14 protein-coding genes are annotated in these 12,856 nt (G+C 47.7%); 10 read left to right on the top strand and 4 right to left on the bottom strand.

Annotation, left to right across the window (positions count from 1 at the left end):
* Positions 1-114: 114 nt before the first annotated feature.
* The 4 genes from PMI05_RS24730 (at position 115) to PMI05_RS24715 (ending at position 4,566) form a co-directional block, all read left to right on the top strand.
* A complete protein-coding gene (locus tag PMI05_RS24730; RefSeq protein ID WP_007727800.1) occupies positions 115-873 on the top strand; it encodes a DUF4931 domain-containing protein in 759 nt (252 codons plus the stop codon).
* A 22-nt stretch (positions 874-895) separates the two neighbouring features.
* Positions 896-1,756 (top strand): GNAT family N-acetyltransferase, encoded by an 861-nt coding sequence (locus tag PMI05_RS24725; protein WP_007727799.1) that lies wholly within the window; start codon positions 896-898, stop codon positions 1,754-1,756.
* A 102-nt stretch (positions 1,757-1,858) separates the two neighbouring features.
* Positions 1,859-2,989, top strand: coding sequence for a virulence factor (locus PMI05_RS24720; RefSeq protein WP_007727798.1), 1,131 nt, complete (start codon positions 1,859-1,861; stop codon positions 2,987-2,989).
* A 281-nt stretch (positions 2,990-3,270) separates the two neighbouring features.
* The gene (locus PMI05_RS24715) at positions 3,271-4,566 is read left to right on the top strand and encodes an NAD(P)/FAD-dependent oxidoreductase (protein WP_007727797.1); all 1,296 of its coding nucleotides are present in this window, start codon (positions 3,271-3,273) and stop codon (positions 4,564-4,566) included.
* Between the two features lie 107 nt (positions 4,567-4,673).
* Here PMI05_RS24715 and PMI05_RS24710 read toward each other — a convergent pair whose 3' ends face one another.
* On the bottom strand, positions 4,674-5,486 hold the full coding sequence (locus tag PMI05_RS24710) for a serine hydrolase (protein WP_007727796.1): 813 nt from the start codon (positions 5,484-5,486) through the stop codon (positions 4,674-4,676).
* A gap of 111 nt (positions 5,487-5,597) precedes the next feature.
* On the opposite strand from PMI05_RS24710, the gene PMI05_RS24705 reads away from it, so the two are divergent.
* From PMI05_RS24705 to PMI05_RS24680, 6 genes are all read left to right on the top strand, one after another.
* On the top strand, positions 5,598-7,223 hold the full coding sequence (locus PMI05_RS24705) for a peptide ABC transporter substrate-binding protein (RefSeq protein ID WP_007727795.1): 1,626 nt from the start codon (positions 5,598-5,600) through the stop codon (positions 7,221-7,223).
* A 27-nt stretch (positions 7,224-7,250) separates the two neighbouring features.
* Positions 7,251-7,988, top strand: a complete 738-nt coding sequence (locus PMI05_RS24700) for a gamma-glutamyl-gamma-aminobutyrate hydrolase family protein (RefSeq protein WP_007727794.1) — start codon at positions 7,251-7,253, stop codon at positions 7,986-7,988.
* A gap of 169 nt (positions 7,989-8,157) precedes the next feature.
* Positions 8,158-8,652, top strand: coding sequence for a nuclear transport factor 2 family protein (locus tag PMI05_RS24695; protein ID WP_007727792.1), 495 nt, complete (start codon positions 8,158-8,160; stop codon positions 8,650-8,652).
* A gap of 17 nt (positions 8,653-8,669) precedes the next feature.
* Positions 8,670-9,110: a peroxiredoxin gene (locus tag PMI05_RS24690; protein ID WP_007727791.1), complete on the top strand. Its 441-nt coding sequence runs from the start codon at positions 8,670-8,672 to the stop codon at positions 9,108-9,110.
* Between the two features lie 73 nt (positions 9,111-9,183).
* On the top strand, positions 9,184-10,236 hold the full coding sequence (locus PMI05_RS24685; RefSeq protein ID WP_007727790.1) for a DNA polymerase IV: 1,053 nt from the start codon (positions 9,184-9,186) through the stop codon (positions 10,234-10,236).
* 13 nt (positions 10,237-10,249) lie between these two features.
* On the top strand, positions 10,250-10,435 hold the full coding sequence (locus PMI05_RS24680; RefSeq protein WP_007727789.1) for a hypothetical protein: 186 nt from the start codon (positions 10,250-10,252) through the stop codon (positions 10,433-10,435).
* Between the two features lie 54 nt (positions 10,436-10,489).
* Here the strand turns inward: PMI05_RS24680 and PMI05_RS24675 are convergent, their stop codons facing one another.
* The 3 genes from PMI05_RS24675 to PMI05_RS24665 form a co-directional block, all read right to left on the bottom strand.
* Complete coding sequence (locus tag PMI05_RS24675) at positions 10,490-10,936, bottom strand: N-acetyltransferase (protein WP_007727788.1); 447 nt, start codon at positions 10,934-10,936, stop codon at positions 10,490-10,492.
* Positions 10,933-12,150, bottom strand: coding sequence for an MFS transporter (locus PMI05_RS24670; protein ID WP_007727782.1), 1,218 nt, complete (start codon positions 12,148-12,150; stop codon positions 10,933-10,935). The genes PMI05_RS24675 and PMI05_RS24670 overlap by 4 nt, the downstream gene beginning before the upstream one ends.
* A 107-nt stretch (positions 12,151-12,257) precedes the next feature.
* Entirely contained in the window at positions 12,258-12,821 is a 564-nt protein-coding gene (locus PMI05_RS24665; RefSeq protein ID WP_039961329.1) for a TetR/AcrR family transcriptional regulator, read from the bottom strand.
* Between the last annotated feature and the right edge of the window lie 35 nt (positions 12,822-12,856).

Genomic DNA, 12,856 nt, shown 5'->3' with positions numbered 1-12,856 from the left:
AAAAATAGGCAGTCCAATTGAGGTTTCAAAAGTGTCGTCTGGGCAAAAAACGTCATGATTTTCCCAGGAAATGCGTGTAAAGTGGAAGTAAGCACAAACTGGAGGGACACGGGAATGAAGCAGACGCACTTGCACTTTAACATGCAAATAGGCAGAAAAAAGCCAGTGAGTGTAAACAACACAGAAACGGCCTGTCCTTTTTGTGATCGAAACAGTCTCACAGACGTTTTGGAGCAGCGGGGCTCCATGATTTGGCTCATGAACAAATTTCCAGTTCTGGAGGATACACATCAGACTGTTTTGATTGAGACGGATGAATGCCAAGGGGATTGGTCTGTCTATTCCAAAGAGCATGTACGAGCATTGCTGGCATTCGGGGTAGAGAAATGGCTTGAAATGGAGCAAAGCAAGTCTTATCGTTCCGTTCTGTTTTTCAAAAACCACGGCCCGTATTCTGGGGGGAGCATCCGTCATCCGCACATGCAGATCGTCGGATTACATGACTACAACTATCTAGATCAGGTAAAAGACAGTGATTTTATTGGCATGACCATCGATCAGGAGGCGGGGATTGAATGCAATCTGTCTACGCATCCGCGTGCAGGATTTTTTGAATACAATGTCATTCTATCGGACTTTGATCGATTGCCGAAAATGGCAGACTACTTACAAATTTTAGCACATTGGATACTGACTCATGTCAATCCGCGTAACCAAAGCTACAATTTTTTCTTTTACCATTGGGGAGAAAAGCTGATCGCCAAAGTAGTTCCGAGATTTGTTACCTCGCCTCTTTACGTAGGCTATTCGATTCCGCAGGTCGCCAATAATTTGGAAGAGATGGTTGCTGAAATGCAACGACGATACTTCTAATCATAGAAAGGGTGCTTACGCTATGACGTATACGATCACGGCAAGAAAAACACTCACCTCAGAGGAACTGGCACAGATTAAAGAATTGGTTGCGATTTGCAATGAGCAGGATGGCATTGATCTCAAAGTAAACCCGGGTATGCTGGAAAAGCGTTCGGGAGAGCATGAAGAAGATTTTGTATGTTATGCGGATGGAAAGCTGGTTGGCTTTCTAGGGCTCTACGTGTTTCACGGCGGTGAGGCAGAAGTGGCCGGCATGGTCCATCCAGCCTACAGAAGAAAAGGCATATTCACAGCGCTGCAAGCACAAGCCGCAGAAGCATGCAGACGAAGAGGCATTCCGTCGCAGTTGTTTATCGTTCAGCGAGATTCGCAAAGCGGTAAGTCATATATGGAGCGAATCGGCGGGGAGTATCAATTCTCGGAATATTGGATGGATTTAGGGGAGAAGCAAAGAGCAACGGTTTCTGGAAACGTGCTGCTTCGACCGGAGATTGCCAGTGACTACGAAACATTGATTTGGCTGAACGTCCATGGTTTTCAAATGGAGGAAGAACGCGCAAGGGAAATGGCCAAAAACATGGCGGGTGATCCCAAGTCCACCACGCATTTGATGATTGTCGATGACAAGGCAGTTGGAAAAATAAGCGTGAACAAGGATGAGGGCAAGGCGTTTATTTATGGATTTTGTGTCCACCCAGATTACCAAGGGAAAGGCTATGGACGCCAGGCTTTGGCACAAACGATCGAGATGCTGGTGGGTGAGGGATGTCCGCAAATATCACTTGAGGTAGCCTGTGAAAACAGCAATGCTCTGGGGCTGTATGAATCATGCGGCTTTTTTGTAAAGTCGGCCAATGATTACTACAAGCTGGCATTGTAGCGGGCAAACTGCTTTTGACCATCTCTCAGGTTGGAAAACATATCAGGATACATGCTACGATAGAAGAGAAAGCAAGTGCGCTGTAAAAAGGAGTGACTCACTATGAAACTGTTGTCCATCGAACCGACGCCGAGTCCAAACGTCATGAAGCTGAATGTAGACGAGCGTTTGCCGGATGGGGTCCAACATGTCTATACAAAGAAAGATACGAGTAAAGCACCAGAACTCATGAACAAGCTCTTGGAGATCGAAGGGGTTACCTCCATTTTTCATACGGCAGATTTTCTCGCGCTGGAGCGAAAATCCAATGCAGATTGGCAGCGTATTTTGACTGTCGCGCGCGAGGTTTTGCAAGTAGGTGGAGGAGCGGCTGTTCCTGACATGTCTGCGGAGGAAGCGGGGGCATTTGGAGAGGCGCAAGTGTACATTCAAATGTTCCGCGGTGTACCGATGCAGGTTAAGGTGACCATGGGAACGGAACAGATTCGTGCAGCGTTGCCAGAGCGTTTTGGACAGGCAGCCGTGCGTGCAGGCTCTGCATCGCCCAACCTCATCATGGAGCGAAAATGGGTAGAGCAAGGCGTGCGCTATGGCGATTTGCGCGAGATTGGCGAGGAGGTCGCATTGGAAGTCGATGCCTCCTATCCGGAGAGCCGTGTGGAAGAAATCGTGGAACAGGCCATGGTGCTTGGTCCCGGGGAAACCCCAGAGCCAGTCGTGCGTGAAAAGAAAGTCGTTACGCTGGAGATGCTCGATGATCCAGATTGGCAAAAAAGATATGAAGCGCTGGATCGGATGGAGCCTACCGAAGAGGATTTGCCTGTTTTGGAAAAAGCGCTTCGTGATAGCAAGCCGTCGATTCGCAGGCTTGCGGTTGTGTATCTGGGCATGATCGGTGGCGATGATGTCTTCCCACTGCTGTTTGAAGCGCTCCGCGATGATTCTGTCTCTGTACGACGCACAGCAGGCGATACCTTGTCCGACTTGGGGGACACGCGCGCGATTCTACCGATGTGTGAAGCGTTGAAGGATAAAAACAAGCTGGTACGTTGGCGCGCTGCTCGCTACTTGTTTGAGGTGGGGGATGATACTGCCTTGGACGCTTTGCGTGCCGCACAGAACGATCCCGAGTTCGAGGTCAGCTTGCAAGTCCAAATGGCCGTGCAGCGCATTGAAAGTGGCGAGGCGGCTAGCGGTACCGTTTGGCAGCAAATGACTCGCCGAAACGATTAGTTCGCTGCTTCCAGTTGCGTAAGAGCCCTCTATCAAGCAAATTATTGCTATAGAGGGCTTTTTTGTCGTGGTTTCGCTGATTGGATATACGGCGAATAGCAGGGCATACTGCTTCAAGAAGAGCAGTAAACAAGTTGGTTTATTAGGCAAATATTGGTATAAGTCAGTATAAAAATAGACACAGTTCAATAATGGTTGACTTCCACCTTATCCATCCCTTAGACTAGGATAGGGTTTAAGCTTATGTAATCAACATCGCTAGCGCGTAGGGGAGATTGTGTATGACAACCAATCACTATGACGTTGTTATTGTAGGTGCAGGACTTGCTGGTCTATCCAGTGCCGCCTACCTGTCGTCGAAAGGCAAAAAAGTTGCAGTTTTGGAACGCGGTCAATTGGGTGGACGTGCCGTTACACTGAAGATCAAAGGATTTAACTTCAACTTCGGTGCCCACGCCATTTATGCTCGCGACAGCTCCGTTTTGAGAACGTTTGAAAAAGAATTGGGTCTGAACATCGATTGGCAGGATTTCAATCCGACAAAAGCCAAGTACGATATTGGTAGCGATCTGACTGCAGTTCCGGCGAATGTACAAGGACTTTTCCAAACGAAGCTCTTAAAAGGCATGGACAAAGTATTGTTCACGTTTGAGATTTTGAAAACGATGCTAAAAATGGAGAAAGGCCATCCACATATGTCGATTCAAAAGTGGATGGAGAAAAAGCAAGTCAACGAAGAAGTGCGTGAAATGATGTTGACGCTTGCTTCTTCCAACTTCTTCACACGTGAGCCTGAAAAGATTCCTTCTGACGTTTTCTTTTCTTACTACAGCCGTTTGTTTACAACGAATAAACCGGTATCGTATATCGGTGGCGGCTGGCAAGCATTGATCAATGAATTCGTGCGTGTGATTGAAGCAAATCAGGGGACGATTCTGATCAAAACCAAAGTAGAAAAGTTCCAAGTAGAGAATGATCGTGTGGTTGGAGTGGTGACACCGGAGGGAGAATTTACGGCGGATGAATTTATTTGCTGTATTCCGCCGAAGGAGATGGCGAAGGTCTTTGCGGAGACGCGCCTGGAACATGCGATTGCACAGCATGCTGAATACGAGCCAACTGTTGTTATGGTGTATGACATTGGCTTGAAAGAGCGAATTGACGTACCGTTCTCCTACATCTACGAAAAAGCAAACAATATTTTCATTACCGATATTTCGTATTATGACCGTACTTGTGTACCTGAAGGCGGGCAGTTGCTGCAGGCGACTGCTTACATGCGTCAGGATGAAGTAGGGAACAAGGAAGCAGCTGAAATTCGCAAACAAGAGATTGAAAACCTGTATGACAAGCATTTCCCAGGCTGGCGTGAGCAACTGGTTGTGCCGCGCGTTTCTGCTCGTGCAATTGTACAGGAGATCAAATGGACCATGAATCAGAAGCCAATGCCTACTTTCCTGCCAGATTATCGCAACCTGTTCTTCGCGGGTGACTGGTGTGAAGGACAAGGTCAGCTGTCTGAGCTGTCTTTCTCTAGCGCAATGAATGTTTCCAAGCTGATCTTGGAAAAAGAATAAGTCCATAACGAGCGGGTGTTCCTTGGTGAAAGGAATGCCTGCTTATTTTTTCTCATTCAACGTTTCAAAGAGAAAAGCCCGCCAATGGAGATGGCAGGCCACATGGATTACGCTTTCTGGCTATATACGTGATAAACGAGATTGCCGATTTGCGCCATGACGTCGGCAGCATCTTTTTGCTCGAGTCCCTTGTTTAAAATGGACAAGGTGACTGCATGAGAACCGATGAAGAGGATGCCAACATCATGCGTGATTTTGGTCACAGACCCAGTCTTGTTGGCGAATTCCCATTTCGGAATCATGCCGATCACATCACCGTCTGGGTTAGGCAAAAGGAAGGGGATGCGGTCACGGTGCTGCTGAGTCTTCAAGATGGCGACCATTTTCAAACAGCTGTCGTAGGAGATCACTTTTCCTGTTGCCAAATATCGGAGGTGGCGTCCCATGTCTTTTGCCGTCACCTCATTGTATCCTTCCAATTCAGCTGGGACGACCATGAGCTTGTTGTAGAAGTGACTGTTTGTCATTTCTGTTTTTTGCATTGCGTTGCGAATGCTCTCTGTTCCGACGAGATCAATCATCATGTTCGTCGCCGTATTGTCGCTTTGGATGATCATCAGGGTAACCAGGTCGCGAATCGTAAATTCAGTGCCGGGAGTCATATGCTGTAGAACACCTGCACCGCCAACGAGATCCTCTTCACGCAGCTTGATCTTGTCCTCCAAGGCAAACTTGCCTGCGTACGCCTCTGCAAAAACGGCTGTCATGATCGGGACTTTGATCACACTGGCTGCATAAAAGCGTTGATCTTCGTTGAAGGAGAATGTTTCACCGGTTTGCAAATCTTCGAAAAAGATTCCCCATTCCCCGCCAGCGTCCTTGATCAGGCTGGATATTTGGGCAAAAAGACTGGATAACATGTAGACCCATCTCCTTTTGTTTCGATGTAGACAAAATTTTCTCAAGATAATATTATTTAGTCATGCTCCTAACAATCAAGAAGAATTATTCCTAAGATGGGGGTTTTGCTGTTGCATAAGTGGAAGAAACTATCATTTTGTGCTGTTCTGTTAACCAGTTTAGCATTCGCTGGTTGTGGAACACCACAAGCAAGCACCACGGGGGAGACGACAGGTGCGAAGCAGGAGCAGAGTAGCGCCCCCCAAACGATGCAGGTCAACCTGAATTCTGGTGAGCCAAGCACGATCGACCCTGGACTGGCAGAAGATATCCCTTCGATGTCTGTTGCCCGTGCAGCATTTGATGGCCTCTTGCGCTTGAATGAAAAAGGCGAGCTGAAAGAGGCGGTCGCAGAGAAGTACGAGGTTTCCGCTGATGGTCTCACGTACACCTTCCATCTGCGGGAGTCCAAATGGACCAATGGAGATCCGGTTACTGCTCATGACTTCGAGTACGCATGGAAACGGGTTCTCGACCCGAAAACCGCATCCGGTTACGCGTATCAGATGTACTACTTGAAAAATGGGCAAGCTTTTAACGCCAACAAAGCCAAAGCCGAAGATGTCGGCGTGAAGGCAACTGACGACAAGACACTGGTTGTTACACTGGAAAATCCGGCACCGTTTTTCCCGGAACTGGTTGCATCTGTTACCTATTTCCCGGTTAACAAAAAAGCGGTTGAGGGCAACAAAGAATGGGCTTCGAAGCCAGAGACGTACATGACAAACGGGCCATTCAGCTTGAAAAATTGGGAGCACAAATCAAAGATCGAATTCGAAAAGAGCGATTCTTACTGGGATAAGGACGCTGTCAAATTGTCCAAGCTGACCTTGAACATGATCGAGGATGCCAATACGGAGCTGTCGATGTTTGAAAAAGGTGATCTGGATTGGGCAGGCTCACCACTGGGCGATTTGCCACTGGATGCGCTGGATGCTCTGAAGGAATCCGGAAAGATGCAATCACAAGCGACAGCGGGTACGTACTGGTACATTTTCAATACGACGCAAAAGCCGTTTGACAACAAAAAGATTCGTCAGGCATTTGCTACGGCAGTCAATCGTCAGGAAATCTCCGATAATGTCGTACCATACAAGAGCACACCAGCGACGGGTATTCTCCCACCAACCATGGCACTCACACCAGAGGGCTATATCAAAGACGGCGATGTAGAAACCGCGAAGAAGCTCTTGGCGGAAGGCATGAAAGAAGCGGGGATCAAAGAGTTGCCACCGATCACGATTGCATACAATACGTCAGAGGTTAATTCACGTATTGCGACAGTCATTCAGGATCAATGGCGCAAAGCATTTGGCATCGAAGTCAAACTGGTAAACAAAGAGAACAAGGTTCACCGTGAGGACATGAAGCAAGGAAACTTCACTATCGGTCGTGGTAGCTGGATTGGCGATTTCAACGATCCGATCAACTTCTTGGAAGTCTTCAAGGGTGGACTGAATACATCCAAATGGGAAAACAAGGAGTTCCTCGATTTGCTCGCGCAGTCTGCCAAAGAAGGGGATGTAGCGAAGCGCAAGGAGATCCTTAAGAAAGCAGAACAAATCGTCATGGATGAAATGCCTGCGTTGCCAATCTACTATTTCACCTATGCGTGGGTGAAGCAAGATAGCGTAAAAGATGTGGTAGTAGATGCACTCGGGTTCATCGACTTCAAGTACGCTTCCAATCAAAAGTAATCATGAGTTTATGAGGGAGTGACTGGCGTGCGTCCGATCATTGGTGTGGCATGTACGAAAATGTATTTTCCGAAGAACGATCTCGACCAGTTTTTCTATGTAGGTTCAGGCTATGTGAACGGAATTGCGCGCAGTGGCGGTACTCCATTGATCTTGCCTCTGTTGACGATTCAGGATGCTCCGTTTCGTGAGATGATCGAATCCTTGGACGGCTTGATTCTGTCCGGCGGTGAAGATCCTGCACCGCATTTGTACGGCGAAGACCCGCTGCAAGGGCTGGGTGATATCAATTACGAAAGAGACATCACAGAGCTTGAGATTATCAAGATTGCGCTGGAGCTGAAAAAGCCAATCCTGGGCATTTGCCGCGGGATGCAAATTTTGAATGTGGCGTGTGGCGGCACCCTCATTCAAGATATCCCGAGCCAAGTACCAGGAGCATTACAGCATGCGCAGAAGGGTTCACGGCAATACGGGGCGCACAAGATTACGCTGCAACCTGGCTTTGTAGCGGATGCCCTCGGAAAGACAGAGGTGCTCGTAAACACCTCTCACCACCAAGCAGTCAAAGACATAGCACCGGGCTTCAAAGTCACAGGATGCGCGGCTGACGGTGTGATTGAGGCGATGGAAAGCCTCGACGGGCTACATGTAGGCGTACAGTGGCATCCAGAACGGATGTGGGCACACGACGACGACATGTTGAAGATTGCCGAGGCATTTGTTGCTCGGGTAAAGCAGTTGAAGCTGCAAGCGACTAACTAGAATAGAATTGAGAGAAACCGTTCTGGGATTGCCCAGAGCGGTTTTTTGCGTGTGGGAGGGCTTCCCCGTGCGGTTGCTCATGCCAATGGTAGAAGTGTAGTAAAACAAGGATAAATGATAGGTAGAATCGAACTTCACGTAAGAGAATGGATTTTCGTGAGGTGAGTTCTTGAAGAAAATATTTGTTGTTTTTTTGCTTTTTCTACTTGTTTTTCCACGGTTCCTCTTCGCAGAGTTTTTTGCTGAACGCGAAATGAAAATGATAACCACAAACTATTATCAAGCGCTTATCGATGAAGACTATGAAAAAGCATTCCACACCCTTTATCTTTATGATGTTGCGGAGGGTAAGCATCCAACTGATGGCACAACGTTAAGTGACCAGGAAGCGAAAGAATTTTACATGAAAAAGATCGCTTTCTTAAAAGCTCATCATTACAAACTGAACGATTATGAGATCAAAAAGATTAGATACGAAGATGGGCATACCGCCTTTCTTGAAATGAAGCTTGAAGTTGAGCATGATGGACAAAAATTTCAATATGCTGAAACCGTACATGTATGGGAAGAAAAGGTATGGATTATGGGGGAGGAGGACGATCCGTTCAGAACGTATCGGGATGGGAAAATGAAATTTGAAATTCCGGTAGCCCCAGTAAACTAAGCATAGAGGTGAGTGAAATGTTAAAGGTCGGAGACTCGGCTCCCGTCTTTACGGCGGCGAGCACAAAAGGAAGCATAGATCTTAGGGATCACATCGGCAAGGAAACTATCGTCCTCATCTTCTATCCGGGAGATGATACCCCGATTTGTACGAAGCAGCTATGTGCGGTTCAGGATCACTACACCAAAATCGAACAAGCAAACACAGCCGTTTTTGGCGTCAATCCCGGCGGCATGGACAAGAAGCGCTCATTTGCAGATAAGTTCCGTTATGAATTTCCATTAATCGTGGATGAAGACGAAACGATTCGAAAAGCATATGATGTCGGCAAGGTTCTCGGACTGTTTTTCCAGCAACGAATCGTGTACATCATAGGCAAAAACGGAACTATCATCTACGCCAAAAAAGGGAATCCTCCAGTATCAGAGCTGCTACAGGTAATCGAAAGCCAAGTCTAGGACGTTCTCGCTTGCGTCAATGGAACAAAACAGGGATAATAGAAATGAGAATGTATGTTTGGTGGGTATCCCTATGAAAAAAATACTTCACTTGGATATTGACGCATTTTTCGCGAGTGTAGAGCAGTTAGATCGTCCCGAATTGCGGGGGAAGCCGGTCATTGTCGGGGGAACTGGCAATCGCGGTGTCGTATCTACCTGCAGCTACGAGGCGCGCAAATACGGTGTTCGCTCGGCAATGCCTGTCGCCATGGCGAGGAAAAAATGTCCGCAAGGCTTTTATTTGCCTGTCCGCTATAGCCGTTATATCGAAAAATCTGCTGAGGTCAGACAAATATTTACTTCTTATACAGAAAGTTATCAAACAGTGGGTCTAGACGAGGCTTATTTAGACGTGTCCCATTATGAGAATGCGGTACCCATCGCCCGCGATATTAAGCGGCGAATCAAACGGGAGACCGGACTTACTTGTAGCATCGGACTTTCCTACAATATGTCGTTGGCTAAGATTGCCAGTGACTTGAAAAAGCCGGATGCCTTTGTAATCATCCGACCTGAGCAGGCTTTGGATGTGCTGCGGTCGCTGCCAATTGGCACCTTGCATGGAGTCGGCAAAAAGTCGCAAGAGCTGCTCGCGAAAAAGGGGATTGAGACGGTAGAGGATTTTTGGCGGCTTTCACTCGATGAGGCCACTACATTATTTGGGAAGTTCGGTCGTTCCCTCTATTACCGGGCGAGGGGAGAAGACAATCGCGAAATCGAAATGGATCGCGCTCCGAAATCATCGAGCCGTGAAACGACACTCCCCTTTGATTTGTTTGACAGGGATGCGATTGCTCCGATTGCCACCTCCCTCTTGCGTGAGGTTGAAGAGGACATTCGCGAGGAAGGGGTCGAGCCCCAGACGATAACGCTCAAAATCAAGTACGCTGACTTTACCCAGAGGACCAAGCAGCACAAGGCTGTGGCCGGGGCCAATTGGCAGGAGTTGTTGGACGATTTGCTCGACGCCTTTGACTACACAGCAGGTGTTCGATTGGTGGGCGTAGGCTTTTCGAATTTTGCCGAGCAACAAGGGGAGCGGTACGAACAGCTCTCAATGTTTTCGTGGAAGCTGGGGAAGTAAGGGAGGGAGAACGGTGGAGACAGAGAATGCCTTTCATTGCTGTGCGACCTGTATTCATTTTCGCGTGGAGAAAGGTACGGGAGGAGTCAGCTATCGATGTTCTCGTCTGACCTATGAGACACGTCCGGACTATCGATTCCAATGCTGGACTCCGACAGAGAAGGTCAAGCGACTGATGGAAGCACGTAAAAGCCAATGATAGCGACAAAAAGAGGCACCCCCTTCGTCAGTATCGACAGAGGGGGTGCCTTTTCTATTCATTTATCAGGTCGAGGACCATCACTTCCTCCGGACCATCCATTTCGCCATTTGAGGTAAAGCCGAAAGACTCATACAGCTTGCGAGCGAACTCGTTTTCAGGATGAATACTCAAGTAAATTCGCGTACAGCTGTAGCGTCTGCACATTTCATCAACGAGCATGCGTAGAAACTTTTTGGCGTACCCCTTACCCTGCTGGCGAGCATCAATCATAAAGCGATCCAGCCAAATTCGGCCATTTTCTGCTTCGATTCCATGCATGGCATAACCGACAGCGATGTCCTTGTCATACAGACCGCATGATATCCATTCCGGTTCAAAACCTGACTGGGCGATGGAAAAAGCGTTGCTCTCGATAAAGGAGTGTTGACCTTCCGTTACAGTCAAGCAGGCAATTTGGCGCCAATTTTCTTTCGTAATTTCACGAATAGACAAGCTCAAAATTTCATCTCGCTTTCAATGGTGCTGAGACGGGCGGATTTGCTTGCTTTTAATTGGACAAAAAGTAAAATGCTGAAGCCAAGGATGGACGCTGCCACGATCAGGAGGGCAGAGGATACTGGAAGTATATCCGTCAAAATTCCCCCTGCGAGTGGGCCTGCAACCATTCCGATTCCGTGAAACATATTAAAGAGAGAGTATGCCGTGCCGTATGCGCCGCTTCCTCCTTGGTCAATGATGGCCCCCAGCGTACCCAAGGTTGGCGATAAGGTAAAGCCAATACTAGCCCCGACCAAGGCCATTGCGAGCATTGCCTGCCAGAGGGAGTCTGCCCAGGCCAAAAATGGCAGAAACACAGCCAGCGTAATGATCCCGCCAAACATGAGTTTATACGGATTCATGCGGCTGGAAAGGGAGCCAGCAACTGGGGCGATCAGTCCATACGCAAGTGTCATCACCCCAAACAAAAGACCAATCGTTGTCGGCGTCATGCTGAGTTTCTCTGTAAAAAATACGGGCAACGTCGGTTCCAGCAAGCAAAGGGAAATCTCAGCCAACAGGACGATTCCAGCGATAAAGATGACTTGCGGATTGCGGATGAATCCACCGACATGAAGCTTTTCACTGACAGTTCTCGTCGTGTCTTCCTTCAAGAACAAGTAGACTAGCACAATATTAATCACGGTAAAGGCTGCTGCTGCCAGGAAAGGCATGCGATGGTCACTGATTTCAAACAACCATCCGCCAATCGGCGCTCCGAGCAATGTACCGGTGGAAATCGCCGTCAATGCAATTCCCATTACAGCTCCACGCATTTTGGATGGGAACAAATCCGCCAAGAGGGCAAGCGCAGTTGGCCATGTAGCCGCAGCAGCAATACCTTGAACAAAACGAGCTGTAATCAACAAGGCCATTGTCTCAGAGAAAGCAAACAATAACGTGGAAGCGGCGAGACCGAGCAAGCCGATCAAAAGCATGGCCCGTCTGCCGACCCGATCGGATATCGGCCCGAAAATAGGGGTGGCAATGAGCATCGCGACCGCATAGCTGCTAAACAGCACGCCCATCATGGTGGAGGAGGGCGCAAGCATTTCCGTAAAATAAGGAACAATCGGAATCAACAAGCTGTACAGCAGCATGTCGATAAAAAGGATCAGGATGACAAACAAAAGTCCTATTCGTTGTTGTTTGGTCATTTGTGTAAAAATGGACATAATGGAACACCTCTTAACTATAAAAACTATTTTTGTTTTATTGGTTTTCTTGCAAAATACGATATCGTGGTCTTTCCAAAGTTAGTGGAATGACCACGAGTCATATGTTACCTTTTATCCGTTGGCACCAATCCGAATAAGAGGACATCTACAATGGCGGAAAGCGCCTCTGAGACTGTAATCTGGTTTTTCGTGTAAAAACGCAGATCAAGTGTGGAATTGAGGGCATCGACAATCACCTTCAACATGAGTGTAACGTTCATATTGACGATTTGTCCTTCTCGAATACCCTGTTCGATGAGTACGCGAAGCGTTTGCCAATCCTCGGATAGAGAAGCCTCGACTTGGGCATATTGCTCAGGATAATATCGTTTCATCTGTTCGAGGATGCGCAAATCATAAAATTCATAGTGTGTCGGTAAAACCATCATGACGCCTTTGATTTTATCGATAAGAGAGAGATTGTCGTCTGCGAGAATTTGCTGTGTTTTTTCATCGCCCTCTTCAAAGGATTGCTGAATGATTGTTTCCAGAATTTCTACCTTAGATGAGAAGTGCTCGTATAACGTCCGTTTGCTGATCCCGAGCCGCTTCGCCAAATCATCCATGGAAAATTTCATGCCTTTATCGCGAATCTCTTCAATAAAACCTTTCATGATCCGGTTTTTAATTGCAATCAACCCCCAGCCAAAACAACATAGCAGAA

It is taken from the genome of Brevibacillus sp. BC25, assembly GCF_000282075.1.
In the GTDB taxonomy this organism is placed as follows: Bacteria; Bacillota; Bacilli; order Brevibacillales; family Brevibacillaceae; genus Brevibacillus.
Note: the sequence above shows the minus strand (reverse complement) of the source record. Positions and strands in the feature narration are given on the sequence as shown.